Here is a 23,426-nt window from a genome sequence, read left to right as displayed (position 1 = left end):
TCCTGCCACAAAGGAAGAAATGTGGCGAAACAGGACGACTATCGTGGCAATCCACACAAATATTAACTGGTCGGAGCGAGAGGATTCGAACCTCCGACCCCCTGCTCCCGAAGCAGGTGCGCTACCAGGCTGCGCTACGCTCCGACCGTAGGGTGGGCAGGTAGCGCGAGCCGAAGCCGAATGCAAGACCTGTCAACGGCGAGGATGCAACAATCTTTGCAGGATGGCGGCTCTTGGCGCGGTGACCGACTCGTTTCGCAAACGTGCCGCGGTTGCGGGGCGGTTCACCGAATTTCCACCGCTGCCTTCGCGCCAGACGATATAGAGGCCCGAGACGATGATCACCAGCGCCCCGATCAGCGTCGGCAGATCCAGGACTTCACTGAACAGGAACCAGCCATACAAGGTGGCCCAGATGATCTGCGAATATTGCATCGGCGCGACGATGGCGGCCTCGCCCGCGCGATAGGCCGCGATGACCAGTAACCCACCCGCCAGACCGAAGATCGAGATCAGGCCGGCAAGGGCAAGATCCTGCAGAGGCATCGGCTGATATTGGAGTGTCAACGCTCCGCCGGTGACGACAAAATTGCCCAGCATGGGCCACATCATCAGCACCAGCGGCCGCTCGCGACTGCCGAGTTTGCGGGTGACGACCGCAACCATGGCACTGGCCAGGGCCCCGATCATCGCGGCGAAATGACCGGGCTGCAGCGGATGGGTGCCGGGCCGCAAGACGATCAGCACCCCGCATAGCCCAACGATCACCGCGCCCCATCGATGCAGGCCCACCTTTTCCCCAAGTACCGGGATCGACAGGACGGTGATCAGCAGCGGCGTGGTGAACAGGATCGCGTAGACCTGCGTCAGCGGCAGGGTCGAGAAGGCGAAGAACCCGGCAAGCCCGGCCGAGATCGCGCAGGCGGTGCGCAGGACCAGCCAGCCGGGATTATTGGGACGCAACGTGCCCGAGGTCGGGTCGCGCAGCAGGATGACCGAGACCAGCGGAAATGACAGCAACGAGGCGAAGAACAGGATCTGGTGCGATGGGTAGCTGCCGCCAAGGACCTTGATGACGGCGTCATGTGTCGCAAAAACCCCCATTGCCGCGAGTTGCAGCAATACGCCCCGAACATTTCCGGTCAGTTGCACCTATTTCCCGGCTGCCAGGGCCGCGACGATCCTGTCGCCCATCTCGACGGTGCTGACCGGCGTGCCCCCGTCAGGCCCCATCAGGTCGGGGGTGCGGACACCGTCGGCCAGCACGCGCTCGACCGCGCGTTCCAGTTCCACCGCGGCATCGCCCTGGTCGAAACTGTAGCGCAGCGCCATGGCGAAGCTGAGGATGCAGGCGATGGGATTGGCCTTGCCCTGCCCGGCGATATCGGGCGCACTGCCATGCACCGGCTCGTACAGCGCCTTTGGCCTGCCATTGGCCATCTTTGCCCCAAGGCTGGCCGAGGGCAGCATGCCAAGGCTGCCGGTCAGCATCGCCGCCGCGTCCGAGAGGATGTCGCCGAACAGGTTATCGGTCACGATCACGTCGAATTGCTGCGGATTGCGGACAAGCTGCATCGCGCCGTTATCGGCATACATATGCGACAGCTCGACCTCCGGGTATTCGTTGTCATGCACCCATTGCACCTCTTCGCGCCAGAGGATGCCGGATTCCATGACATTGGCCTTCTCCATCGAGCAGACCTTGTTGCCGCGCCGCTTCGCCAGCTCAAAGGCCGAGCGCGCCACGCGCCGGATCTCGCCGCTGGTATAGCGCTGCGTGTTGATGCCGACGCGGCCGCCCTCGTTCTCGGGGTTGTTGTTGTCGTCATGGATACCGCGCGGTTCGCCGAAATAGACGCCCGAGGTCAGTTCGCGCAGGATCAGGATATCCAGCCCTGCCACGACCTCGCGCTTGAGCGACGAGAAATCCGCCAGAGCCTCGAAACACTGCGCCGGACGCAGATTGGCAAACAGGTCCATCTCCTTGCGCAGCCGCAGCAAGCCCCGCTCGGGCTTCACACTGAAATCGAGATCGTCGTATTTCGGCCCGCCCACGGCCCCCAGCAGCACCGCATCGGCCTGTTGCGCGCGGGCCATCGTCTCGTCGGCCAGCGGCGTGCCGTGCTTGTCATAGGCCGCCCCGCCGACCAGGTCATGGCCGATGTCAAAGCGCATGCCGCGATTGGCCTGGAACCAGTCTATCACCTTGACCACCTCGGCCATGACTTCGGGGCCGATCCCGTCACCGGGCAGAATAAGCAGCGAATAGGGGGTGGTCATGCGTGTCTCCTCAATGTCTTGTCGTCGGGTTAGAGCCGGGGTGATGGCTGGTCAAGATCAGCGCACCTGCTCCATCAGGATTTTCGGCATCGAACAATCCTCGCGCGCATCCGTCGCGCAATCGCGGGGTTCAAACTCGCGGGTCAGGCAGATGCGTACCTCCTGCAGCGACCGGTCGCGGCAGGTGACGGTGATCCCGTCTCGCGTCAGCTCGGGATTGGCCTCGATGAAGGCATCCTCGACCACCGAGGGCGGCAAGCTGATATCCCGGTCGAGATCGTCGAATACTTCGGGGATCGGCGCGCGCTTGGCGGCCTCGCGGATCGCATCGTAATAACCATGCGCCGACAGGCCCGAGCAGCGCCCGTGTTTTTGCCACTGATACCAGGCCAGCCCGCCCGAGCCCATGATATCGGCCATGGTGGCACTTTCCCGCCGGGACGGATCGCGTTCCTGCGTGCGGCAATCCTGCGGCCAGCCATCCTCGTATTGCGGCCACAGCCCATGCACGATGAAATCCGTATCGCGTTCCGGGTCGCATTGCTCGGCATCGCGCTCATCGCCGGTCAGACTGCACCATGTCGGCGACCAGCTGAGCGCCAGCACGTAATAATCGAACTCGCCCGCGACATCTTCGGCATGGGCGGTGAATGGCAGCAGGGCGATCAGGGCGGCGCGGAACAGGTATCTCATGGCAGCCAAACTAGCCAGGCAGCGGCCGCCGTCTAGCCCCATTGCGCGATTCCTCTTTTCACTTCGCATCTGAATCGCTATATCCGCCCTCAATTCCCCCGATTCCGAGGAATGGCGCCCGCCAAAAGCCGATTCCCGGCCCAAGCAGGCCATGGGTTCGGGGCAGAGACGCGAAGGAGACTGACATGAACAAGCCACTGATGGCCAAGGCCACCGCCGTCTGGCTGGTCGACAATACGACGCTCAGCTTCAAGCAGATCGGCGATTTCTGCGGTCTGCACGAACTCGAGGTGCAGGGGATCGCCGATGGCGACGTGGCGGCCGGGGTCAAGGGCTATGATCCGATCGCCTCGAACCAGCTTTCCCCCGAAGAGATCAAGCGGGGCGAGGCCGATGCGGCCTACAAGCTGCGCCTGAAACACAACCCGGCCGCCGAGGGCGAGGAAAAACGCCGGGGGCCGCGCTACACGCCGCTCTCCAAGCGCCAGGACCGTCCGGCGGCGATCCTGTGGCTGGTCAAGTTCCACCCCGAACTTGCGGATTCGCAAATCTCCCGGCTGGTCGGCACCACCAAGCCCACGATCACCGCGATCCGCGAGCGGACGCATTGGAACATCCAGAACATCCAGCCGATCGACCCGGTCGCGCTTGGCCTGTGCAAGCAGACCGAACTGGATGCCGCCGTGCAGAAGGCAGCCAAGAAGCGCGGAACCGATGGCGAGGTGATGACCGATGACGAACGCCGCAAGCTGGTCAGCACCGAGACCTCGCTGGCGATGGAAGATGACGACGCGAAACTGCCGACCGCGATCGCCGGGCTCGAGAATTTCTCGCTGTCGAAGGACGAAAGCGAGCAGCCGCCCGAGCCGGAACTGGATGCCGACAGCTTCTTCAACCTGCCCGAACAGGATGAGGAAGAGGACGACGAGGACGAAAACAAGAGCTGATATTCGCAACCACGCATGAAAAAAGGCCGGCACGATGTCCTCGTGCCGGCCTTTTGTCGTCTAGGACCGGGTCGGTCAGGTCTTGCTGCGAATGAGGCGATAGCCCCAGATCAGGATGCAGGCGCCCGCGACCGCGACCACCAATTGCCCGAATATCCCGCCAAGCGTCGAGCCCAGCACCAAACGCAGCAGCCAGTTGCCGACAAGCGCGCCGACGATACCCAGGATGATATTCGTCAGCAGGCCGTGATCCGATTTCATGACTTTCTCGGCGATCCACCCGGCAAGCCCGCCAAGAATGATCGTCAGAATCCAGCCAATTCCTTCCATGTTCAGGTTCTCCCCTCTTGATTGATGGCGACCCGGTAGGCCCCTCGTCCCAAGGAATGCATAACCGGGCGGTTTCGTTCCATATTCATTGATCGTTCAGATCGACAGGCAGACATATTTCATCTCGAGAAAGTCATCCATGCCATGGCGACTGCCCTCTCGCCCCAGCCCGGATTGCTTGACACCGCCGAAGGGCGCGACCTCGGTCGAGATGATGCCCGTGTTCACGCCGACGATGCCGTATTCCAGTGCCTCCTGAACCCGCGTGATACGGCCGACATCGCGGGCATAGAAATAGGAGGCCAGCCCGAATATCGTGTCATTGGCCTTGGCGACCACCTCTTCTTCGGTCTCGAACTTGAACAGCGGGGCCAGCGGGCCGAAGGTTTCCTCGGTCGTAACCTTCATGCTGTCTGTCACCCCGGTCACCACCGTCGGCTTGAAGAACAGCCCGTCGATACGCTCGCCCCCGGTGGCGACCGCGCCGCCGTGATCCAGCACATCCTTGATATGCTCTTCCACCTTCAGCGCGGCGGCTTCGTTGATGAGCGGGCCGGTGGTGACGCCGTCCTCCAGCCCGTCGCCGACCCGCAGCTTGTCCACCGCCTCGGCCAGCTTGCGGGCGAATTCGTCATAGACCCCGGCCTGCACGTAGATGCGGTTGGCGCAGACGCAGGTCTGGCCGTTATTGCGGAATTTCGACGCCATCGCGCCCTCAACCGCGGCATCCAGATCGGCATCGTCAAACACGATGAAGGGCGCGTTGCCGCCCAGCTCCATGCTGCATTTCAGCACCTGGTCGGCGGCCTGGCGCAGCAGGATGCGGCCCACCTCGGTCGAGCCCGTGAAGGTCAGCTTGCGCACCAGCGGGTTCTCGCAGAACTCCTTGCCGATCTCGCTGGAGCGCGACGAGGTGATGACCGACAGGATACCCTTGGGCAGGCCCGCCCGCTCGCCCAGCACCGCCATGGCCAGCGCCGACAGCGGCGTTTCAGCCGCAGGGCGTGCCACGAACCCGCAGCCGACGGCCAGCGCGGGTGCGGCCTTGCGGGCGATCATCGCATTGGGGAAGTTCCACGGCGTGATCGAGGCCACCACCCCGATCGGCTGGCGGATCACGCTCAGCCGCTTGTCGGGCTGATGGCCGGGGATGGTTTCGCCGTAAACGCGCTTGGCCTCTTCGCCGAACCACTCGATGAAACTGGCGCCATAGGCGATCTCGCCCTTGGCCTCGGCCAGCGGCTTACCCATCTCGGCGGTCAGGATCAGGCCCAGATCATCCTGATTGGCCATCATCAGATCAAACCATTTGCGCATCACCTGCGCGCGCTCCTTGGCGGTGCGCGCCGCCCAGCCCTTCATCGCCTCGCCCGCCGCCGCGATGGCCTGCGCCGCCTCGGCCCGGCCCAGATCGGCCACCTCCGCGATCACGTCGCCCCGCGCCGGGTTGATCACCTCGAATGTCGCGCCATCGCCGGCCTCGACCCATTCCCCGGCCAGGAAGGCCCGTGTTTCCAAAAGCGACGGATCGCGCAGAAGAGTCCGAAGATCGGTGGAATGCTTGGTCATGACAGTCCCGTTTGCTGGATTTGCCGAAAGATGATCATGCGGCAGCCGACTTGTCAAAGGGCTCCGGTCACACCGGGATCGCGGTCGTCCGTAATACCGTGCGCAGCGCGAATGACGAATGCATCTGCGCCACGCCCGGCAGGCGCGCCAGGTGCTGGCGATGGATGCGGGCGAAATCGTCGGTATCCTCGACCACGATCTTCAGCAGGTAATCCGCCGTGCCCGCCATCAGGTGACATTCCAGCACATCGGGAATCGCCCGCACAGCACGCTCGAACGCGTCCAGCAATTCGTCCGCCTGCCCCGACAGGGTGATCTCGACGAAAACCGTGGTCTGCCGCTGCAATTTCCGCGCGTTCAGCAGGGCGACGTAATCCTGGATCACGCCCGTCTCCTCCAGCCGCTGCACCCGCCGGTGACAGGCGCTTGGCGACAGATGCACCCGCAGCGCCAGCTCGGCATTGCTGATTCGGCCCTGCTTCTGCAACAGGGCGAGGATTCGGCGGTCTATTGCGTCAATCTCTGACATAATGGGATATTCTTCGAATACTTATGAAAATTGCAATGCTTTCTACCAAAATCCCCTGCCCCGCGTCCACAGCTTCGCAGCACCTTGCGGCAATTTTCTGGCAGTCTATCCGCGATGTAATTGTGAATGGTTCCACACGAAGGGAGGAGCAGCTTCATGAAAATCGGTTGCCCGAAGGAAATCAAACCGCAGGAATTCCGCGTGGGCCTGACCCCCGCCAATGCCGCCGAGGCGATCCTGCGCGGCCATGACGTGCTGATCGAGACCGGCGCAGGGATCGGCGCGGGCTTCACCGACGAGGATTACCAGGCCATCGGCGCCGAAATCGCCCCGGATGCGGCGGCGATCTTTGATCGGTCCGAACTGGTCATCAAGGTCAAGGAACCGCAGGCGGTAGAGCGCAAATTGCTGCGCGAAGACCAGCTGCTCTTCACCTATCTGCACCTTGCCCCGGACCCGGACCAGACCCGCGACCTGCTGGATTCCGGCGTCACCTCGATCGCCTATGAAACCGTGACGGATGCGCGCGGCGGATTGCCGCTGCTGGCGCCGATGTCCGAAGTGGCCGGACGCCTCGCGCCGCAGGTCGGATCATGGGCAATGCAGAAGGCCAATGGCGGGCGCGGCGTGCTGATGGGCGGCGTGCCGGGCGTCCGTCCGGCCAATGTCATCATCATCGGCGGCGGTGTCGTCGGTGCCGCGGCCGCGCGCGTTGCCGTGGGCATGGGCGCGAATGTGACCGTGATGGACCGTTCGGTGCCGCGACTGTCCTATCTGGACGACGTGTTCATGGGCAAGCTGACCACCCAATATGCCAACGCCGCCGCCACCGCCGAACTGATCCAGACCGCCGACATGGTCATCGGCGCAGTCCTGATTCCCGGCGCGGCCGCGCCCAAGCTGATCACCCGCGAACAGCTTTCGACCATGCCGCAGGGCTCGGTCCTCGTGGATGTCGCCATCGACCAGGGCGGTTGTTTCGAGACCTCGCGCGCCACGACCCACCAAGACCCGATCTACGAGGTGGACGGGGTGGTGCATTACTGCGTGGCGAACATGCCGGGCGCTGTGGCGCGCACCTCGACCCAGGCACTGGGCAATGTAACCCTGCCCTTCCTGCTGGCGCTGGCTGACAAGGGCTGGCGGCAGGCGGTTACCGATGATCCGCATCTGCGGGCCGGGCTCTCGACCCATCGCGGCAAGCTGACATCGCTGCCCGTGGGCGAGGCATTGGGCCTGCCAGCGGTCACGCCCGAGCAATTGCTGAACCAATGACGAAATGAAATGGGCGCGTCCGGAACCGGGCGCGCCCTCGCCGCTTAGCCCTTTGCCGCCAGCAGGTCGCGGATCTGGGCCAGCAATTCCTCCTGCGACGGACCGGCGGGCGCCTCCTCTACCGCGGCCTCCTCTTTCTCTGCAGCGGCCTTGGCGCGGTTCACGGCCTTGACCAGCAGGAACACCACCCAGGCGATGATGAGGAAATTCAGCACCGCCATCAGGAAAGAGCCATAGGCAAAGACCGCCGCGCCTGACTCGCGGGCCGCCTCCAGGCTGGTGCCTTCGGCAACCTCGCCCGACAGGATAATGTATTTATTGGTGAAATCGACGCCGCCAGTCACCAGCCCGATGATCGGGTTGATCAGGTCATTGACCAATGAGGTGACGATGGCCGTGAAGGCCGCGCCGATGATGATCCCCACGGCCATGTCCATGACATTGCCCTTGGCGATAAACTCTTTGAATTCCTGAATCATGTTCCTTGTTATCCCCTGTGAACTATCGGCAGGACGCCGCCGGTAAAAGGTTAATTCACCTCTCTGCGGCTGGCAATTCCTTGCCCGTGGGTACAACTGCGAATGGCGATGTTTCGCCTTGGGCCGGGATGGCGGCGGTCCGGCTATTCCTCGTCATGGCTGTCGGCGTCGCGATCCCGTTCGTATCGCCTCGCCAGCGGGAACTCCGGCAACCAGGATTCGCGCCGGATGGTCCAGCTTTCATAGCTGGGCATCAACCGGTCCGGGGAATCCAGCGCGCCCAGATGCAGCTCGATCTCATCCCCGCTGCGCGCGAAGACCGACGAGCCGCAACGGGGGCAGAAACACCGGCCGGCATAATCACCCGTCTCGCCCTCGATCGTGACCGCATCTTGGGGGAAAACCGCTGACGCATAGAAAAGCGCCCCGTGATGCTTGCGGCAGTCGAGGCAATGGCAGATGCCGACCCGATATGGAGGGCCCGAGGCCGTGACCCGGACATCGCCGCACAGGCAGCCTCCGGTGAATTGCTCCATGTCATACCTCCCTTCAATTCCGCTCGTGAAGCCTCTCCCATAGACCGTCAGTCGTGTAAAACCTTTCCAGAAACTTAACATTTAACATGGCGTCAGCGTTGCAACGTCCGCTGCCTGTGTACAGGTTGTGTACGCGCTGTGCACAGGCGGTGTACGGCATGTGCAGGCAGAAACCCTGCGTTTTCAGTGTCAAACGCAAGTGCTGTTGCGCCGCAGCCGCAAAGCAGCGCACGCCCTCGTTGCGCAACGCTTTTCATCACCTCCAGATCTGCTTTAGGCTGCGGATCAAAGACAAGGATGCGAGCATGCAGATCATCACTTCCGACGCCGAGTCCCGACTGGACTGGATCGCCCTGACCGACGCGCTGGCGCGTGGTCACAGCCTGCCACGGGCCGAGGTCGCCGACAGTTTCCTCTATCGCGGCAAGGATACGCTTCTGACCCGCTCTGCCTGGATCGACGGGTTGGGGCTGGCGGTCAAACCGGCGGCGGTCTTCCCGGGCAATCCGGCGAATGGCGTGCCGATGATCAACGGCGCCGTGAACCTGTTCGACGACGCCACCGGCCAGTTGCAGGCGATCGTTGATTTTCACCTTGTCACCAAGTGGAAAACTGCCGGAGACAGCCTGTTGTCCGCCCGCCGTCTCGCCCGCAAGGATAGCCGGCAAGCGCTGATCGTCGGCGCGGGAAATGTCGCAGCCTCCATGGCCGATGCCTATCGCGCCCTGTTCCCGGATATCCGCATAACCATCTGGAATCGCACGGCAGAGGCAGCCCGCGACCTGGCCGAACGCCTGAATGCCACGGCGGTCGAAGACCTCGCCGCAGCCACCCGCGACGCCGATCTGATCGCCACCACCACCATGGCGAAAGAGCCGGTTCTGCGTGGTGAATGGCTGCAACCCGGCACGCATCTGGACCTGATCGGCGCCTACCGCCCCGACATGCGCGAGGTCGATGACGAGGCCATCCGTCGTGCCCGTCTCTTCGTTGACAGCCGCGATACGACCATCGGCCATATCGGCGAAATCCAGATGCCGCTGGACAGCGGCGCGATCACCGAAGCGGATATCCTCGCCGATTTCTACGACCTGCCCTCGGGCCGCTACGCCCGCGAATCTGATGCCGAGATCACCATCGCCAAGAATGGCGGCGGCGCGCATCTCGACCTGATGACCGCGCGCTATATCCTTGAGGCCAGCGGATAAAATCGGGTCAGTCCGTCACCGCATCTCAATCGCTGCCCGACGCCTCGCCTTCGATCCGCTGCGCATGATCCTCTGCCTGCGCTAACAACCAGTTGCGAAGCGCCAAAACCGGCGGGCGGATCGGCGACCGGCTGCTGGTCGACAGGTAAAACGCCTTGCGGCCCGGCATATCCGGGCCAAAGGGACGGATCAGCCGCCCGGCCTTCAGCATCTCTGCCGTGGTCACATCGTCGCCGATGGCGATTCCCAACCCCTGCGCCGCGGCATCGAGGCAAAGATAGGTCCGGTGAAAGGTCAGGTGCCCCGCCGCCGAGGACAATGCCAGCCCCTCGCGCCTGAGGATCTCGTCCCAGCTTCCCATGCTCCGGTCATGGATCAACCGCTGACCGGCCAGCCCCGTCCGCCGCATCTCTGCGGCCAGATCCGGGGCGCAGACGGGAAAAGAAGTGAAACTCAGTAACGGCTCCCGCGAATATCCCGGCGCATCGATCGGCCCCCATGTGATGGCAAGATCCGTGCTTGGCGCGATCGTCCGCGGCGGTTCGGGATCGGATCGTAATTCGATGTCGATGCCAAGCGCGTCCAGTCCCGCCCGGTCCAGCCGCGGCATCAGCCATAACAGCGCCAGGTCGGAATCGACATCGAGCACCACCTTGCCCCTGGCGCCTCCGGCAACCCGTGTCCCCGTTTCTAGCGAGATCAGCACAAGCGCCTCGGCGACAGTCCCGGCATAACGGGCCCCGGCGGGGGTCAGTGCCACCTGCCGGTGACGGCGCTCGAAAAGCTGAAGGCCCAGATCGGCCTCCAGGTTCTTGATATAGCGGCTGACCGAGCCATGCGTGACGCCAAGCTCGTCAGCCGCGCGTGAAAAACTCTGATGGCGGGCCGCCGCGTCGAAAGCGCGGACGGCGTTCAGATTGGGGAGGCGGCGAGACATGACGTGACGTTAATAAATTTAACGCTACGTGGCAAATAACTTTCATTGAGTGATCTGATGTCCGGCACTATGTTGGAGGTAATCCGGACGCCATGACCGAAGAAACCGTTCTGCCGCGATGGGCTCGCTCCCCATTTTCGACGTGCTGAACGGATCGGGCGGGCGCTTCCGGTTCCACCAACATGACAACCCGATGGAGGTTCAGATGTCGCATTACACGATAAATACCCGCTCCCGGCCTGACCTGCAGCGCCTTGCCCTCAAGGCAAATCGGGAACGCTCCAGGATGCTCAGGATGGGCCTGGAACAATTGACCCTCCATCTGCACAGATCATGGCGCGGAATCTTTTCGCATCGAAAGCAGCATGGCCTGTAAGAGATCCATCCGCAGCCCTCAAGACCTCTCGAACGCCCCTTGCCGCCTCGTCACGGCCATTCGTTCCATTATAGGCAGTAATAAGCGGGTTTCTTCGCCGATTATGGCCTAAATGGAATCAATGCCGGTTTCCTTGACTCACGGAACCGTGATCTGAGCCGCGCAACGCTCGCTGCCGGTGTACGGGCTGTGTACGCCCTGTGCACGTTCGGTGTACGGATGTCACAGCCGGATTCCCAGCATTTGCTGGTCAAATCCGGTCAAGTGTTGCGCGGTGTGACCCAATGCAACGTACGGTGATGTTGCGCGGCCTATCCTGCGGGCCGCGCGTAATAGCTGTATCCGGCCATCTCGCGGAATCCGAGGTGCCGATACAGCGCCATCGCCCCCTCGTTGTCACGGCTCACGGCCAATCCGATCCGCTCCGCCCCGTTCTCCGCCGCCCAGAAAGCCGCCTGCCGCATCATCCAGCCCGCCAGTCCCTTGCGCCGCAAATCCGGCAGGATCTCGACGCAATGAACCATGGCAACACCTTGATGAATAGCGACAAATGCAGCCCCGGCGGCACGGTCCGCGATCCGCCCGAGGATCGATGTGACAGGCGCCTCCACACGCTCCATCACCGCCTGCCGCGCCGGCCCGATATTACCCGCCGCCCAGATCTCGCGCTGAATCGCCATGGGCGGCCAGACGGCGAAAGCCGTCACCCGCGGCAAGTCCCGATCCGTCAGCGCGGCAGTTTCGATCTCCATGATCGCGGTGGGATTCTCGCGCCGGAACCCCTGCGCCTCCAGCGCCGCGACCAGTTCCACATCCTCGTCCAGCGCACGGAACAGCGCCCGCTGTCCCCACCCTTCATGAACCTTGACGGCTTCCGGAATATCGCTGTCTTTCCAGCCGGTTAAAGCCCTGGCCGAGCTGACGCGCCCGCCTGCGCCCAAACCTTTCCCAACGCGGAAACCGCCTGCATCCGCATATTCCACGGCGGGCCATGTCGCCTCGAATGCCTGTGCCAGTGCCGCGTCCATCATAGCTTCAGCAACCGCTTGAGTTCCGACATCGCGAACGCCACCCGCGCGCCATCCAGCCCACGCACCACCAGGTTCGTGCCCCAGCCAGACTCGTCGTGGAACGGATAGGAACCCATTGACAGATCGGGGAATTCTGCGGCCAATGCCTGCAGTTCCTCGGCCACCTCGCTCTCGCCGCGCCTCACCTCGACGCTCAGCGATTGCGCGGGCTGCCCGCCCGGCAGCCGCGGAATCAGCCAGTCGACCATACCTCGGAACACCTCGGGCACACCGGCCATCACATGGGTCCTGCCGATGGAGAAGCCCGGCGCCGCCGACACCGCGTTATCGATCAGCGTGGCCCCGACCGGCACCCGCGCCATCCGCAGCCGGTTCGGCGTCAGTTCCACCCCCATCCGGTCGCAGCGCGCCTGCAAAAGCGCCCGCGCCTCCTCGTTTATTTCGACCTTGGTGCCATGCGCGGCGGCCACCGCATCGGCGGTGATATCGTCATGCGTCGGCCCGATCCCGCCCGAGGTGAACAGCAAATCAAAGGCGCCGCCCAGAGAGCCGTCCAGGGCCCGGATGGCGGCGACGATCTGGTCATGGTCATCCGCCACGATCCGCATCTCGCGCAGGTCGAACCCGGTGGCCGTCAGCACCCCCGCCAGATGATGCGCATTCCCCTCGCGCGTGCGCCCCGACAGGATTTCATCGCCGATCACCAGGATGGCTGCCGTGGGATTGTCTGATTGCATGGCCCTGCCCCTCGCTTTTACCTTCTCCTTCTATGCCTCTGCATGGGGCTGGAACAAGTGGGCCGGTGCGACTATCTATGCGACCAGAAGAAAGGATTACCCGATGGACGAAGAAAGCCGCATCACCAAGGAAGGCATCCGCATCCATGCGCCGGAGGATTTCGAGGGCATGCGCAAGGCGGGCGCCGTGGCCGCGCAAATCCTTGACGAGGTCAGTCCGCTGGTGGAACCGGGCGTAGCCACAGGCGCGCTCGACGATTTCATCCGGAACCGGGTCGAAGAGCTTGGCGCCACCTCGGCCACGATCGGCTATCGCGGTTATCAGCACGCAAGCTGCATCAGTGTGAACCATGTGGTCTGCCACGGCATTCCGGGCGAAAAGAGCCTGAAGAACGGCGACATCCTGAATATCGATGTTACCGTGATCGTCGATGGCTGGTATGGCGACACCAGCCGCATGTATGTGGCCGGAAAGCCGTCAATCAAGGCGCAGCGGCTGATCCAGGTGACCCATGACTCCCTGATGAAGGGGATCGAGGCCGTTCGTCCCGGCGCGACCTTCGGAGATATCGGGGCCGCCATCCAGACCTATGCCGAGGGGCACCGGATGTCGGTGGTGCGGGATTTCTGCGGTCACGGTCTGGGGAGGGTGTTTCACGCGCCGCCCAACGTGCTGCATTTCGGGCGCGAAGGGAAAGGCCCGGTGCTGGAGGAAGGCATGTTCTTCACCATCGAGCCGATGATCAATCTCGGACGGGCCGAGACCAAGACGCTTGCCGATGACTGGACCGCCGTCACCCGCGACAAATCCCTTTCGGCGCAGTTCGAGCATTCTATCGGTGTCACCTCGGATGGTTTCGAGATCTTCACGCCCTCGGACCGCTTTTTCCCGGAGTTTCGCTGAGGCAGTTTCGGGGATCGCGACCAGCGCACCCGGTCAGGCACGGCCCGCCGCGGCAGAGAGAAGCGACGGATCTATCCCCTGCGCCCGCAGCGCCGATTGCCATTTCACATCGTGATCGTCGCCGAAGATCAGTTCCTCGGCGCTATCACCCACAAGCCAGCCGTTCTGCAGCATCTCGTCTTCAAGCTGCCCCGGCCCCCAGCCCGCATATCCGAGGACCAGAACAGCCGATTCCGGACCATCCCCATGCGCCAGGTCCTCAAGAATGTCGCGGGTCGTGGTCATCGCCAGATCCTGCCCGATCCGCAGCCGCCCTTCGGGGTCGTTGCCGTGTTCAGGCACATTATGCAAGACAAAGCCCCGGCCCGGCTCGACCGGCCCTCCAAACCGCACCTCGATCAGGCGGGCGCCGTTATCGGCCTCTATCTCGAGCTGTTCGAGCAGATCGCCGAAATCTATCTCGGGCAATGGCCGGTTCAGCACCAGCCCCATCGCTCCATCGTCGGAATGTGCACATATCAGCACGACCGAGCGCTGAAAGCGCGGATCGCTCATTCCCGGCATGGCTATCAGGACCTTGCCGGTCAGGTTCGCGGGGTCGGACTGTTCGGGGTCGCTACTCATCTGGTCTCCTTGTCCTCCCAAGATCGGCGCTTCGGGGCGATGATGCAAGATCCCCGCGTGAAAGTGATTTCATCCACCCCGCAACTGCGGCTAAACCCGTCCCATGACAATCCGAACCACGCTGATATCCCTTTGCACCGCGTTGGCCGTCCTTCCCGCCGCCGCGCAGCAATTGCCGCCGGGCGTGCAATCGGCACAGCTTCTGCCCGGCTGGACGGATGCGGATGGCAATCGCATCTCGGCGCTTGAGCTACGGCTGGAACCGGGCTGGAAAACCTATTGGCGCAATCCCGGCGATAGCGGCCTGCCGCCCAGCTTCGAGTGGCAGGAATCGGACAACCTGGCCAAGATCAGTTTCCACTGGCCCGCCCCCGAGGCGATCCGCTCGGGCGATGAGCTGACGCTTGGCTATCACGATCTTCTGGTCCTGCCCTTCACGGCGGAACCCACCGATCCCGCCCGGCCCATCGAACTCGCCGCCAGCATAGATCTCGGCGTCTGCGAAAAAATCTGCGTCCCGGCCCATTTCGAATTGCAGGCTCCGGCTGCCGGCGAAAATCCCGACCCGCAGATCGAAACGGCGTTGGCCCGGATGCCCGAGCCGCTCTCGATCCGGCCGGATTGCACAAGGCAGGATATCGCGGATGGAATCCAGCTCAGCGTGCTGCTGCCCCGGCAGAAAATCGATGTCGCAGCGATGGAGCTGAAGGATCGCCCCGATATCTGGGTCTCTACCGCGACGCTCGAACCTTCGGGCAATGACACTCGGGCCACCGCGGATTTCGTACCGCCCTCGGGCGAACCTTTCGATCTGGATGTATCCAGCCTGCTGATTACCCTGATCGGCGAGGATGGCACGGTCGAGATGCGGGGTTGCGATCTGCAGGGCACCCCTTCCGTCGATTAGAGCATGTCGCGATGAACCGGAGATGCCACACATTTACGTCTCGCGATGGCCGGGGGCGCTGCCCCCAGACCCCCGGGATATTTGGATGAAGAAGAAGCGATAGGAGCTAATGCAGACAGGCGCGACTCGCTCTACGTCAAAGTCAGCATTCTCTTTCAGACCGAGCCAGCCTCCAGCCGTGCCGCGATGGACAACAGGTCGGCCCACGCATCGCGTTTGGCTGCCGGGTTGCGCAGCAGATAGGCCGGATGCGTCATCGGCAGCGCCGGGCGGTCAAACGCCTGCACCCATTGTCCCCGAAGCCGCAGAATTCCGCGTCGTCCCAAGGCCGTCTGACAGGGAATATTGCCCATCAGCACCACCAGGTCCGGCGAGGCAAGTTCGATATGCCGCCGCACGAAGGGCAGGCTAAGAGCGATCTCCTCGGGACTCGGGTCACGATTTCCCGGCGGACGCCAGGTCAGCACATTGATGATATAAAGCGCCTTCTCGGCATCGACAGCATCACGCGCGAGCCCGATTGCCCCGAACATCCGGTCCAGCAATTGTCCTGCGCGCCCCACGAAAGGCCGGCCCTCGCGGTCCTCCTGATCTCCTGGCGCTTCGCCCAGGATCAGGACACGCGCCGTGGGATTACCGTCGCAAAAGCAGAAATTGCGCGCGCCTTTCTTCAGTTCGAGCCCGTCGAAATTTTCCTGAACGCTCGCCAGCGCCGCAAGGCTGTCTGCGGATGCCGCCAATCTCTCGGCCTCGGCGATCAGCTTCGACGAGTCATCGGGAGAATCGACAGATAGCGCCGGAGTCCCTGACGGCTGCGCGGGCATCTGCGGCACTGGGGGTTTCGGCCGCGCAGCCAGTTCGAACCTATCCAGGCAATTATCCGAGATCGGCTCGTCAGCGCCCATCTCTGTCTGCCATTCGAGCAGCGCAAGCGCCGTCGCGGCATCCAGTTCGATTCCCTGATATGTAAGATCGCCGTCCATTCCGATAAGCTAGACCCGCTGCCACGCGCAAGCAAGCATCAGTCGATCACCAGCATGTATCCCGCGCCGCGAACGGTTTGCAGGAAACGCGGCTCTTTCGGGTCGGGTTCGATCTTGCGGCGCAGGCGGGTCATCTGCACGTCGATCGCGCGCTCCGAATTCTCGGCCTCGTCACCGCTGCCGCCCCGGCCCAGATCCTCGATCAGCTCGGTACGGCTGACAGGCTGGCCCGGGCTGGCAGCCAGGCGCCGCAACAGCGCCTGTTCGGTTCCGGTCAGGCGCAGGGACGCATCCCCCTGCCACAGCTCGGCCTTCTCGGTGTCGTAGCGCAATGTTCCCAATGTCATGAACTTGGGCTGCGTGATTTCGGCCACCGGGACCCGGCGCAGGATCGCCGCGATCCGCAGCAGCAATTCGCGCGGCTCGAATGGCTTGGGCAGGTAGTCATCGGCACCGCTTTCCAGACCGGTGATACGATCTTCCGTCTCTCCCTTCGCGGTCAACAGCAAGATCGGCATATCGGTCCGTTCGCGCAGGAACCGGGTCAGGGAAAAGCCGTCCTCGCCGGGCATCATGACGTCCAGGACGGCCAGATCGAATTCCAGCCCCGCCAGTAACCTGCGGGCGTGCGCCGCATCGCGGGCGCAGCTTACGAGAAAGCCGTTCTTCTGCAGAAAGCGGCTTAGCAGGCTGCGGATGCGTTCATCGTCATCGACGATCAGAATATGTGTATCTTGGCTGCTCATTGGCGGGTTCTTTCCGATCTTCCGGCGGGTCCGTCATCGCCTGATACTGCGCCCGCGTCTCGGGGTCCATCATCGCTTCCAGAACTTGCCGGAAACCCGCCACCGCCTGCGGGCCGGCATTGCGGTAGGCAGCGCGCATCCGGGCACGCTGAGCCTCTGACAGGCGGCGTTCCAGCCGGGTTCCCGGTTCGGTCAGGTAAAGCTGCCGTTCACGGCGGTCGCGGCGGCCGACCCGGCTTTCGACCAGCCCATCCTCTATCAGGGTTCGCAGTACCCGGTTCAGGGATTGCTTGGTCACCCCAAGCACCGCCAGAAGCGATGTCACGGTCAGCCCCGGGTCGCGATTGATGAAATGCAGGGCGCGATGATGGGCGCGGCCGTAATCCATCTCGGCCAGGATCAGGTCGGGATCGGCGGTAAAGGCGCGATAGGCGAAGAACATCGCCTCGATCCCCCGGCGAAGCTGATCGTCAGTCAGGAACAGCAGATCTTCACCGATCATTCCCGGCACTCGCATTTTCTGCTGCATCCTGTTTTCCTTTCTCTGCATTTCACTGCTTGATAGGGCAGCCTTGTTGACTTTCCAAGATTCGATTGCTAGCCGTCAAGCATCTTACGCAAGAAATTAGCCGATTCCGGGCTATTTTGCGCAAGATCCGTAAAGTCCGGGATTGATGGAGAGAAAAATGACGGCGGCATATGACGATCGCGACGGCAAGATCTGGATGGATGGCGAGCTCATCGACTGGCGCGACGCAAAGGTGCATATCCTGACCCACGCGCTGCATTATGCCAGCTCGGTATTCGAGGGCGAGCGCTGCTATGATGGCAAGATCTTCAAGGGGCACGAGCATTCGCTGCGGCTGATCGAATCGGGCCGTCTACTGGACATGCCGATCCCCTATTCCGCCGACGAGATCGACGCCGCCAAGGAGGCCGTTCTGAAGGCCAACGGTTTCGAGAATGCCTATGTGCGCGCGGTCGCATGGCGGGGCTCGGGCGAGGATATGGGCGTATCGGCCAAGCGCAACCCGGTCCGCATGGCCATCTGCGCATGGGAATGGGGCAGCTATTACGGCGATGCGAAATGGCAGGGCGCCAAGCTGGACGTTGCCAAGTGGAAGCGCCCCAGCCCGGAAACCATCCCCACCGCCGCCAAGGCCGCCGGTCTCTACATGATCTGCACCATGTCCAAGCATGCCGCCGAGGCCAAGGGCTGCTCGGATGCGCTGTTCATGGATTGGGAAGGATATGTGGCCGAGGCGACCGGCGCGAATATCTTCTTCGTCAAGGATGGCGAGGTGCATACGCCGCTGGCCGACCGCTTTCTGAACGGCCTCACCCGGCAAACCGTTGTCCAGATGCTGAAGGACAAGGGGATCACGGTGCATGAGCGTCGCATCAAGCCCGAAGAGCTGGAAGGTTTCCAGGAATGCTTCCTGACCGGCACCGCTGCAGAGGTGACGCCGGTCGGTCAGATCGGCGACTGGCATTTCCAGGTCGGCCAGACCACGCGCGGAATCGCCGAGGATTACGAGAAACTGGTCCGGTCATGAACCATCGCCTCGCCCATGTCGCGCTGGTGGTGCGCGATTACGACGAGGCGATCCGGTTCTACGTGGATGTGTTGGGCTTTCGGCTGTTGAAGGATATCTATCAACCAGAGCAGGACAAGAGATGGGTGCTCGTGCAGCCTTCCGGCGGAGGCGTCTCGATCCTTCTGGCCCGCGCCACGAATGACATTCAACGCGCGGCCATCGGGGCGCAATCCGGTGGCCGCGTGTTCCTGTTCCTGGATACGGACGACCTGTCTGCCGACCTGGCCAGATTGCGCAAGAACGGTGTCAGGATCGTCCGCGAGCCAAAGACCGCCGATTACGGCACCGTCGCCGTGTTCGAGGACCTGTACGGCAACCTCTGGGACCTGATCGAGCGGCCCGGGGCCGGGTAAGGCGCTGTCACCCGCCCGGCGAAATCACACCTCCCGGCCACGCTCGATGCGCAGATATTCGGCTGTCTTGCGATTCCCGGCACCGCGTGTCAGCGGGCGGCTATGCAGCGCTGCGACAGACGGATGTGTGCCCGCCTCGCGTTCCTGCCTTGTGTATTCGCGCAACCGCTGGTGGCTGTGGCCGCGGGGTTGGTCGCTGATGTGCTTGTTCATCTTCGGCCCCTCCTCAGGTGGATGAGCCGTTACTATAGGACCGAATCGCCTCGATTCAAAATCAGGCCGCCTTGATCCCCTGCGCAGCCGCCAGAACGGCATGCAAGGCCGTCGCGCTATCATTCGCGCGCAACTTGGCCCGGAGATCGGTATCCCGCAGGGTGCGAGACACCAAGGCCAGGGCCTTGAGGTGATCGACCCCGCCGGATTCCGGTGCGAGCAGGGCAAAGATCAGATCGACGGGCTTGCGGTCCACCGCGTCGAAATCCATCGGCTTGTCCAGCCGCAGGAACAGCCCCACCACCCTGTCCAGCCCATGCAGCCGCGCATGGGGCAACGCCACGCCCTGCCCAACGCCCGTCGGACCGAGGCTTTCGCGTTCCTGCAATGCGTCCAGCACCTCGGACGCGTTGAGCCGGTATTCGGCATGGGCCAGGTCAGCCAGCTCCTGAAACAGCCTCTTCTTGGATGTCACTTGCCCGAGGGAACGAACAGCTCCCGGCCCGAGAATCTCGCTGAGTTGCATTCAGTCGTATCTTTCCTGCGCTGCCCGCCCCCGCAAGATCCTTGCCGGGGCGGTTCCGTCCGAAAGGCGGTGCGCGACGGGTTATCCGTTGCCACGCGGATCAATCCAGCCCACATTGCCGTCTTCCCGGCGGTGGACGACATTGACGCCGCCATGTTTTTCGTTGCGGAACACCAAGAGAGGCGCCCCGGCCAGTTCCATCTGCATCACCGCATCACCTACCGACAAGGTAGGAACGCGGCTTTCCATTTCCGCGATGATGATGGGTTCCAGGCCACTACCCTGCGATTCCCAAGCATTCTCATCAGCGGAAAGGACATACATCCCGGCCTCTCCGAATTCAACAGGCCCCGTGCGATCCTTGTGATGATCTTTCAATCTCCGCTTGTAGCGCCGAAGCTGCTTGTCCATCTTTTCGCGACAGGCTTCGAACGCTGCATATATCTCGTTCGCAGCTCCGCGCGCCTGCACGGTCAGACCGGTGGAGAGATGCACAACCGTATCACATAGGAACTGATGCGCATCGCGGGAAAAGGTAACTGTCGCATCGGTCGGGCGCTGCGAATACTTGATAACCGTATCACCCAATTCCGTCTCGACATGCGTGCTGAGAGCATCGCCGACATCAATGTGTTTTCCGCTGATGGTATAGCGCATCGTTTTTCCTCTCCGGTTGCCCGTCTTCGCCTGCGCCGGTCCGTTCAAGCACCGGCGCACGGCGGAAAACGGGGATGGCAGGGCCCGGTCTGATACCGCACCCGCGTAACTCAATTTGGTGACAGTGGATCGCCCCTGTCAACGGAAAGCGAACGATTTGATCCAATTTCCCCTGATGACCCACCGAGGCCGTCCGGCATGGCGACCTTCAGCCGACATGGAAACTATCGCCCAGGTAAACCTCGCGCACCTTGGCATCGGCGATGATTTCCGAGGTGGTGCCGGACATCAGCACATGACCGTCATGTAGAATATAGGCGCGATCAACGATCGCCAGCGTCTCGCGCACGTTGTGATCGGTAATCAGAACCCCGATGCCGCGCGATTTCAGGTCATGCACCAATTCTCGTATATCGCCCACCGCTATGGGGTCCACGCCTGCGAATGGCTCGTCCAGCAGCAGGAAACTCGGCGCCGAGGCAAGGCAGCGGGCTATCTCTACCCGGCGGCGCTCGCCACCCGACAGGGCCAGCGCGGGCGCACCGCGCAAATGCGTGATCGAGAAATCGGCCAGGAGTTCTTCGAGCCTGTCACGGCGATGGCGCGGATCGTCCAGAGTGACCTCCAGCACCGCCATGATATTCTGCTCGACCGTGAGGCCGCGAAAGATCGACATCTCCTGCGGAAGATAGCCTATTCCCATGCGCGCCCGCCGGAACATCGGCAAGCGGGTCGCATCCTGTCCGTCGATCGTCACCTGCCCGGCATCGGGTGAAACCAGTCCCGCGATGCAGTAGAAGCAGGTTGTCTTCCCCGACCCGTTCGGCCCCAACAGGGCGACGACCTCACCGCGTTCCAGCCTGACCGAAACATCCCGGATCACCAGCCGGTTGCGATAGGATTTGCGCAGGTTTCTGACCGTAAGGCCGTCGCCCGCGTACATCTCGGTTTCCTGCATCAGTTCCCGCCCGGCTGAAGGACAGAGCGCACCCGGCCATCGACCCTGGCGGTGCCCGTAGCCAGATCGACCTGCATCTGGTCGCCAGTCAGGACATTGTTGCCCCGCGTCATGACCACATCGCCGATCAGCGTCACATTGCCGGCTTCGACGTCATAGCTTGCTTCTTCCGCCTCGGCGGCGTCCTCGCCGCTCACAAGGGTCACCTTGCCCTTCGCGTGAAGAGACTTGATCCGGCTTTGCTTTGCATCGGCATATTCGACCGTGACCTCCTGGGCCGACAGCCGCATCTCGCCCTGTCCGATCACGACATTCCCGGTAAAGACCGCGCGTCCGTTATCCTGTTCGACCGAAAGAGAGTCGGCTGCCACTTCGACCGGAGCCGAGACATCCGCCTGAAGCCCGCCGAACCCAATCTCCTGCGCCATTGCCGGAGAGGCCAGCAAGGTCAGAGCAATTATCAGGAGACGCGGCATGGTCATATTCCTTCGCAGAAATCAGGGCTGGTATATCAGACGGACACCATCGGTAAAATCCAGAACCGCCGCGCCGTCCTTGTCGGGGCCGGCACGCAGTTCCATCCTACCCGCAGTAATCTCGCCGAAAGGCGCGACGGCGTCCACACCTTCCGGCGCAAAGAGACGGGACCGATCGGTCGCGGCATCTATCCGCGCCGCGTCCAGGGTCCAGCCGGTGGATGTGGTCAGGCTGACCCCACCATGCAACATGATCTCGCCATCATCCACCCCTCCGGACGGCGCGGTCAACTGCGCGGTCAACCCGTCAGCGCGGCGCCAATCCAGCTGCAACTGGCTGGCCGTTCCGCCCTCGTCCTGCTGCGGGCTGGCCTCGGCGGCGCGAAGCGACAATTCGGCCCCGTCATCGGTCACACCCGAATATTCCGGGGCCACCATGCGCGGCTCGCGCGCCATCCGCTCGGCATCGACCTCGGCATAGGGGATCTCGGGATCGGTGTCGGGTTCGCTGGAGAACAGGAACATCGTCGAGAGAATCGCAAGCGCGAGCAACGGTAACAACACGCGCAGCCAGCGAACGATCCGGGTCCGGGTCATCCGCTCAGACCATGCCCGCGCGCAGGCAGTCATGGATATGCAGGATCCCCTGTGGCCGACCATTCGCAACCGCGAACAGACAGGTGATCTTGCGTGACTGCATCTCGGCAAGCGCCGCCTCGGCCAGAGCATCGGGCTCGATGACCCTCGGATCGCCGGTCATCACCTCAACTGCGCTGTGATCGAGCAACCCCTTCATATGTCGCCGCAAATCGCCATCTGTGATGATCCCGATCAGGTGGCCGTCGGAATCTGTCACGCCGGTCACACCATAGCCTTTCTGGCTGATAACCAGAAGCGCCTCGGTCATCGGGTCGTCCCGATGCACAAGCGGCATGTCGGAATGCATCAAGTCGCCGACCTTTGCCAGCCGCGCGCCCAGCTTGCCACCGGGGTGGAAGGTCCGGAAATGCTCGGCCGTGAATTCGCGGTGCTCCATCAGCGCGATGGCCAACGCATCGCCAAGCGCCAGCGTCATGGTCGTCGAAGTGGTGGGCACGATCCCGCTGCCGCAGGCTTCCTCGGCGGCGGGCAGGACAAGGACGACGTCGGATTGGCGCAGCAGGGTCGATTCCGGCCGTGACGCCACGCCGATCAGGGGGATGCGAAAACGCCGGGTATGCGCGATCAGATCTGCGAGTTCCGGCGTCTCACCGCTATTCGACAAGACCAGCGCCACATCGGCTTGGGTAACCATCCCCAGATCGCCGTGACTGGCCTCGGCAGGATGGACGAATTGCGCGGGCGTCCCGGTCGAGGCCAGCGTCGCCGCAATCTTTCGGGCAATATGGCCCGACTTGCCCATGCCGGACACGATCACCCGCCCCGATGCCCCGAGGATCAGGTCGATGGCCTGCCGGAATTCCGGTCCGAGGCTTGCCGCCAAGAGTTCCAGCGCCTCTGCCTCGGTACGGATTACCCGGGCGGCGGTATCGAGATATGCGTTCATTGCGGTCA

At 62.9% G+C, this 23,426-nt stretch carries 29 protein-coding genes and 1 tRNA gene; 7 read left to right on the top strand and 23 right to left on the bottom strand.

What is annotated here, in order from left to right; translation table 11 throughout:
* Nucleotides 1-67 precede the first annotated feature (67 nt).
* From JHX88_RS04035 to JHX88_RS04020, 4 genes are all read right to left on the bottom strand, one after another.
* A tRNA-Pro gene (locus tag JHX88_RS04035) sits at nt 68-144 on the bottom strand.
* Nucleotides 145-192: 48 nt separating this feature from the next.
* Nucleotides 193-1,152, bottom strand: coding sequence for a DMT family transporter (locus JHX88_RS04030; RefSeq protein WP_336389926.1), 960 nt, complete (start codon nt 1,150-1,152; stop codon nt 193-195).
* Nucleotides 1,153-2,280 (bottom strand): 3-isopropylmalate dehydrogenase, encoded by a 1,128-nt coding sequence (gene leuB / locus JHX88_RS04025; protein ID WP_076527517.1) that lies wholly within the window; start codon nt 2,278-2,280, stop codon nt 1,153-1,155. It abuts the gene before it with no gap.
* A gap of 57 nt (nt 2,281-2,337) precedes the next feature.
* On the bottom strand, nt 2,338-2,973 hold the full coding sequence (locus JHX88_RS04020) for a ribonuclease T2 family protein (protein ID WP_076527660.1): 636 nt from the start codon (nt 2,971-2,973) through the stop codon (nt 2,338-2,340).
* Nucleotides 2,974-3,158: 185 nt separating this feature from the next.
* On the opposite strand from JHX88_RS04020, the gene JHX88_RS04015 reads away from it, so the two are divergent.
* Nucleotides 3,159-3,920 carry a DUF1013 domain-containing protein gene (locus JHX88_RS04015; RefSeq protein WP_076527519.1) on the top strand — a complete coding sequence of 254 codons (762 nt, stop codon included), beginning with the start codon at nt 3,159-3,161 and terminating at the stop codon, nt 3,918-3,920.
* Between the two features lie 75 nt (nt 3,921-3,995).
* Here JHX88_RS04015 and JHX88_RS04010 read toward each other — a convergent pair whose 3' ends face one another.
* The 3 genes from JHX88_RS04010 to JHX88_RS04000 all read right to left on the bottom strand — a co-directional run bounded on the left by JHX88_RS04010 (nt 3,996) and on the right by JHX88_RS04000 (nt 6,348).
* Nucleotides 3,996-4,250, bottom strand: coding sequence for a GlsB/YeaQ/YmgE family stress response membrane protein (locus JHX88_RS04010; protein ID WP_076527521.1), 255 nt, complete (start codon nt 4,248-4,250; stop codon nt 3,996-3,998).
* A gap of 96 nt (nt 4,251-4,346) precedes the next feature.
* Nucleotides 4,347-5,819, bottom strand: a complete 1,473-nt coding sequence (locus tag JHX88_RS04005; RefSeq protein ID WP_076527523.1) for an NAD-dependent succinate-semialdehyde dehydrogenase — start codon at nt 5,817-5,819, stop codon at nt 4,347-4,349.
* 67 nt (nt 5,820-5,886) lie between these two features.
* Nucleotides 5,887-6,348: an Lrp/AsnC family transcriptional regulator gene (locus JHX88_RS04000; protein ID WP_076527525.1), complete on the bottom strand. Its 462-nt coding sequence runs from the start codon at nt 6,346-6,348 to the stop codon at nt 5,887-5,889.
* A 156-nt stretch (nt 6,349-6,504) separates the two neighbouring features.
* Between JHX88_RS04000 and ald the strand changes: the two genes are divergently transcribed.
* Nucleotides 6,505-7,623 carry an alanine dehydrogenase gene (ald, locus tag JHX88_RS03995; RefSeq protein WP_076527527.1) on the top strand — a complete coding sequence of 373 codons (1,119 nt, stop codon included), beginning with the start codon at nt 6,505-6,507 and terminating at the stop codon, nt 7,621-7,623.
* 44 nt (nt 7,624-7,667) lie between these two features.
* On the opposite strand, the gene mscL is transcribed toward ald, so the two are convergent.
* Nucleotides 7,668-8,102 (bottom strand): large conductance mechanosensitive channel protein MscL, encoded by a 435-nt coding sequence (gene mscL / locus JHX88_RS03990; protein WP_076527528.1) that lies wholly within the window; start codon nt 8,100-8,102, stop codon nt 7,668-7,670.
* 143 nt (nt 8,103-8,245) lie between these two features.
* Nucleotides 8,246-8,638, bottom strand: a complete 393-nt coding sequence (locus tag JHX88_RS03985) for a GFA family protein (RefSeq protein WP_076527530.1) — start codon at nt 8,636-8,638, stop codon at nt 8,246-8,248.
* A gap of 305 nt (nt 8,639-8,943) precedes the next feature.
* On the opposite strand from JHX88_RS03985, the gene JHX88_RS03980 reads away from it, so the two are divergent.
* Complete coding sequence (locus JHX88_RS03980; RefSeq protein ID WP_076527533.1) at nt 8,944-9,846, top strand: ornithine cyclodeaminase family protein; 903 nt, start codon at nt 8,944-8,946, stop codon at nt 9,844-9,846.
* Nucleotides 9,847-9,871: 25 nt separating this feature from the next.
* Here JHX88_RS03980 and JHX88_RS03975 read toward each other — a convergent pair whose 3' ends face one another.
* The 3 genes from JHX88_RS03975 to JHX88_RS03965 all read right to left on the bottom strand — a co-directional run bounded on the left by JHX88_RS03975 (nt 9,872) and on the right by JHX88_RS03965 (nt 12,927).
* A complete protein-coding gene (locus JHX88_RS03975) occupies nt 9,872-10,783 on the bottom strand; it encodes a LysR substrate-binding domain-containing protein (RefSeq protein ID WP_076527535.1) in 912 nt (303 codons plus the stop codon).
* 687 nt (nt 10,784-11,470) lie between these two features.
* On the bottom strand, nt 11,471-12,187 hold the full coding sequence (locus tag JHX88_RS03970; RefSeq protein WP_076527539.1) for a GNAT family N-acetyltransferase: 717 nt from the start codon (nt 12,185-12,187) through the stop codon (nt 11,471-11,473).
* Nucleotides 12,187-12,927 carry a competence/damage-inducible protein A gene (locus JHX88_RS03965; RefSeq protein ID WP_076527541.1) on the bottom strand — a complete coding sequence of 247 codons (741 nt, stop codon included), beginning with the start codon at nt 12,925-12,927 and terminating at the stop codon, nt 12,187-12,189. The genes JHX88_RS03970 and JHX88_RS03965 overlap by 1 nt, the downstream gene beginning before the upstream one ends.
* 103 nt (nt 12,928-13,030) lie before the next feature.
* Between JHX88_RS03965 and map the strand changes: the two genes are divergently transcribed.
* The gene (gene map / locus JHX88_RS03960) at nt 13,031-13,831 is read left to right on the top strand and encodes a type I methionyl aminopeptidase (RefSeq protein WP_076527662.1); all 801 of its coding nucleotides are present in this window, start codon (nt 13,031-13,033) and stop codon (nt 13,829-13,831) included.
* Between the two features lie 33 nt (nt 13,832-13,864).
* On the opposite strand, the gene JHX88_RS03955 is transcribed toward map, so the two are convergent.
* Entirely contained in the window at nt 13,865-14,455 is a 591-nt protein-coding gene (locus tag JHX88_RS03955) for a YqgE/AlgH family protein (protein WP_076527543.1), read from the bottom strand.
* 103 nt (nt 14,456-14,558) lie between these two features.
* On the opposite strand from JHX88_RS03955, the gene JHX88_RS03950 reads away from it, so the two are divergent.
* The gene (locus JHX88_RS03950) at nt 14,559-15,362 is read left to right on the top strand and encodes a protein-disulfide reductase DsbD domain-containing protein (RefSeq protein ID WP_076527545.1); all 804 of its coding nucleotides are present in this window, start codon (nt 14,559-14,561) and stop codon (nt 15,360-15,362) included.
* Between the two features lie 155 nt (nt 15,363-15,517).
* Here the strand turns inward: JHX88_RS03950 and JHX88_RS03945 are convergent, their stop codons facing one another.
* The 3 genes from JHX88_RS03945 to JHX88_RS03935 are packed head-to-tail and all read right to left on the bottom strand — an operon-like array spanning nt 15,518 to nt 17,620.
* Entirely contained in the window at nt 15,518-16,345 is an 828-nt protein-coding gene (locus JHX88_RS03945; RefSeq protein ID WP_076527547.1) for a uracil-DNA glycosylase, read from the bottom strand.
* Between the two features lie 38 nt (nt 16,346-16,383).
* The gene (locus JHX88_RS03940) at nt 16,384-17,091 is read right to left on the bottom strand and encodes a response regulator (RefSeq protein ID WP_076527549.1); all 708 of its coding nucleotides are present in this window, start codon (nt 17,089-17,091) and stop codon (nt 16,384-16,386) included.
* Entirely contained in the window at nt 17,054-17,620 is a 567-nt protein-coding gene (locus JHX88_RS03935) for a MarR family winged helix-turn-helix transcriptional regulator (RefSeq protein WP_076527551.1), read from the bottom strand. Before JHX88_RS03935 ends, JHX88_RS03940 begins: the two co-directional genes overlap by 38 nt.
* A gap of 157 nt (nt 17,621-17,777) precedes the next feature.
* Between JHX88_RS03935 and JHX88_RS03930 the strand changes: the two genes are divergently transcribed.
* Nucleotides 17,778-18,647 carry a branched-chain amino acid aminotransferase gene (locus JHX88_RS03930; RefSeq protein ID WP_076527552.1) on the top strand — a complete coding sequence of 290 codons (870 nt, stop codon included), beginning with the start codon at nt 17,778-17,780 and terminating at the stop codon, nt 18,645-18,647.
* A complete protein-coding gene (locus JHX88_RS03925) occupies nt 18,644-19,042 on the top strand; it encodes a VOC family protein (protein WP_076527554.1) in 399 nt (132 codons plus the stop codon). Before JHX88_RS03930 ends, JHX88_RS03925 begins: the two co-directional genes overlap by 4 nt.
* Nucleotides 19,043-19,066: 24 nt before the next feature.
* On the opposite strand, the gene JHX88_RS03920 is transcribed toward JHX88_RS03925, so the two are convergent.
* From JHX88_RS03920 to JHX88_RS03890, 7 genes are all read right to left on the bottom strand, one after another.
* A complete protein-coding gene (locus JHX88_RS03920) occupies nt 19,067-19,255 on the bottom strand; it encodes a hypothetical protein (RefSeq protein WP_076527556.1) in 189 nt (62 codons plus the stop codon).
* Between the two features lie 61 nt (nt 19,256-19,316).
* Nucleotides 19,317-19,781, bottom strand: coding sequence for a PTS sugar transporter subunit IIA (locus JHX88_RS03915; RefSeq protein ID WP_076527558.1), 465 nt, complete (start codon nt 19,779-19,781; stop codon nt 19,317-19,319).
* An 81-nt stretch (nt 19,782-19,862) separates the two neighbouring features.
* Nucleotides 19,863-20,438, bottom strand: a complete 576-nt coding sequence (gene hpf, locus JHX88_RS03910; protein ID WP_076527560.1) for a ribosome hibernation-promoting factor, HPF/YfiA family — start codon at nt 20,436-20,438, stop codon at nt 19,863-19,865.
* Nucleotides 20,439-20,646: 208 nt separating this feature from the next.
* Nucleotides 20,647-21,396, bottom strand: a complete 750-nt coding sequence (lptB, locus tag JHX88_RS03905; RefSeq protein ID WP_076527562.1) for an LPS export ABC transporter ATP-binding protein — start codon at nt 21,394-21,396, stop codon at nt 20,647-20,649.
* Nucleotides 21,396-21,872: a lipopolysaccharide transport periplasmic protein LptA gene (lptA, locus tag JHX88_RS03900; RefSeq protein WP_336389925.1), complete on the bottom strand. Its 477-nt coding sequence runs from the start codon at nt 21,870-21,872 to the stop codon at nt 21,396-21,398. The genes lptB and lptA overlap by 1 nt, the downstream gene beginning before the upstream one ends.
* A gap of 21 nt (nt 21,873-21,893) precedes the next feature.
* Complete coding sequence (locus JHX88_RS03895) at nt 21,894-22,502, bottom strand: immunoglobulin domain-containing protein (protein WP_076527566.1); 609 nt, start codon at nt 22,500-22,502, stop codon at nt 21,894-21,896.
* Complete coding sequence (locus tag JHX88_RS03890; RefSeq protein WP_419182355.1) at nt 22,474-23,418, bottom strand: KpsF/GutQ family sugar-phosphate isomerase; 945 nt, start codon at nt 23,416-23,418, stop codon at nt 22,474-22,476. The genes JHX88_RS03895 and JHX88_RS03890 overlap by 29 nt, the downstream gene beginning before the upstream one ends.
* Nucleotides 23,419-23,426: the final 8 nt, after the last annotated feature.

The sequence above is a fragment of the Paracoccus saliphilus genome (assembly GCF_028553805.1).
Taxonomy (GTDB): Bacteria; Pseudomonadota; Alphaproteobacteria; order Rhodobacterales; family Rhodobacteraceae; genus Paracoccus; species Paracoccus saliphilus.
Note: the sequence above shows the minus strand (reverse complement) of the source record. Positions and strands in the feature narration are given on the sequence as shown.

Excerpts from the sequence above, each read along its gene's own strand:
- JHX88_RS03950 (WP_076527545.1), top strand. The coding sequence starts at position 14,559 with ATGACAATCCGAACCACGCTGATATCCCTTTGCACCGCGTTGGCCGTC.
- JHX88_RS04005 (WP_076527523.1), bottom strand. The coding sequence starts at position 5,819 with ATGACCAAGCATTCCACCGATCTTCGGACTCTTCTGCGCGATCCGTCG.
- JHX88_RS04000 (WP_076527525.1), bottom strand. The coding sequence starts at position 6,348 with ATGTCAGAGATTGACGCAATAGACCGCCGAATCCTCGCCCTGTTGCAG.
- JHX88_RS03920 (WP_076527556.1), bottom strand. The coding sequence starts at position 19,255 with ATGAACAAGCACATCAGCGACCAACCCCGCGGCCACAGCCACCAGCGG.
- JHX88_RS03925 (WP_076527554.1), top strand. The coding sequence starts at position 18,644 with ATGAACCATCGCCTCGCCCATGTCGCGCTGGTGGTGCGCGATTACGAC.
- ald (WP_076527527.1), top strand. The coding sequence starts at position 6,505 with ATGAAAATCGGTTGCCCGAAGGAAATCAAACCGCAGGAATTCCGCGTG.
- JHX88_RS03915 (WP_076527558.1), bottom strand. The coding sequence starts at position 19,781 with ATGCAACTCAGCGAGATTCTCGGGCCGGGAGCTGTTCGTTCCCTCGGG.
- JHX88_RS03930 (WP_076527552.1), top strand. The coding sequence starts at position 17,778 with ATGACGGCGGCATATGACGATCGCGACGGCAAGATCTGGATGGATGGC.
- JHX88_RS03965 (WP_076527541.1), bottom strand. The coding sequence starts at position 12,927 with ATGCAATCAGACAATCCCACGGCAGCCATCCTGGTGATCGGCGATGAA.
- lptB (WP_076527562.1), bottom strand. The coding sequence starts at position 21,396 with ATGCAGGAAACCGAGATGTACGCGGGCGACGGCCTTACGGTCAGAAAC.
- lptA (WP_336389925.1), bottom strand. The coding sequence starts at position 21,872 with ATGCCGCGTCTCCTGATAATTGCTCTGACCTTGCTGGCCTCTCCGGCA.
- JHX88_RS04020 (WP_076527660.1), bottom strand. The coding sequence starts at position 2,973 with ATGAGATACCTGTTCCGCGCCGCCCTGATCGCCCTGCTGCCATTCACC.
- JHX88_RS03895 (WP_076527566.1), bottom strand. The coding sequence starts at position 22,502 with ATGACTGCCTGCGCGCGGGCATGGTCTGAGCGGATGACCCGGACCCGG.
- JHX88_RS03945 (WP_076527547.1), bottom strand. The coding sequence starts at position 16,345 with ATGGACGGCGATCTTACATATCAGGGAATCGAACTGGATGCCGCGACG.
- JHX88_RS03940 (WP_076527549.1), bottom strand. The coding sequence starts at position 17,091 with ATGAGCAGCCAAGATACACATATTCTGATCGTCGATGACGATGAACGC.
- hpf (WP_076527560.1), bottom strand. The coding sequence starts at position 20,438 with ATGCGCTATACCATCAGCGGAAAACACATTGATGTCGGCGATGCTCTC.
- JHX88_RS03985 (WP_076527530.1), bottom strand. The coding sequence starts at position 8,638 with ATGGAGCAATTCACCGGAGGCTGCCTGTGCGGCGATGTCCGGGTCACG.
- JHX88_RS03970 (WP_076527539.1), bottom strand. The coding sequence starts at position 12,187 with ATGGACGCGGCACTGGCACAGGCATTCGAGGCGACATGGCCCGCCGTG.
- mscL (WP_076527528.1), bottom strand. The coding sequence starts at position 8,102 with ATGATTCAGGAATTCAAAGAGTTTATCGCCAAGGGCAATGTCATGGAC.
- JHX88_RS03890 (WP_419182355.1), bottom strand. The coding sequence starts at position 23,418 with ATGAACGCATATCTCGATACCGCCGCCCGGGTAATCCGTACCGAGGCA.
- JHX88_RS04010 (WP_076527521.1), bottom strand. The coding sequence starts at position 4,250 with ATGGAAGGAATTGGCTGGATTCTGACGATCATTCTTGGCGGGCTTGCC.
- JHX88_RS03980 (WP_076527533.1), top strand. The coding sequence starts at position 8,944 with ATGCAGATCATCACTTCCGACGCCGAGTCCCGACTGGACTGGATCGCC.
- JHX88_RS04015 (WP_076527519.1), top strand. The coding sequence starts at position 3,159 with ATGAACAAGCCACTGATGGCCAAGGCCACCGCCGTCTGGCTGGTCGAC.
- JHX88_RS03975 (WP_076527535.1), bottom strand. The coding sequence starts at position 10,783 with ATGTCTCGCCGCCTCCCCAATCTGAACGCCGTCCGCGCTTTCGACGCG.
- JHX88_RS03935 (WP_076527551.1), bottom strand. The coding sequence starts at position 17,620 with ATGCAGCAGAAAATGCGAGTGCCGGGAATGATCGGTGAAGATCTGCTG.
- leuB (WP_076527517.1), bottom strand. The coding sequence starts at position 2,280 with ATGACCACCCCCTATTCGCTGCTTATTCTGCCCGGTGACGGGATCGGC.
- JHX88_RS03955 (WP_076527543.1), bottom strand. The coding sequence starts at position 14,455 with ATGAGTAGCGACCCCGAACAGTCCGACCCCGCGAACCTGACCGGCAAG.
- map (WP_076527662.1), top strand. The coding sequence starts at position 13,031 with ATGGACGAAGAAAGCCGCATCACCAAGGAAGGCATCCGCATCCATGCG.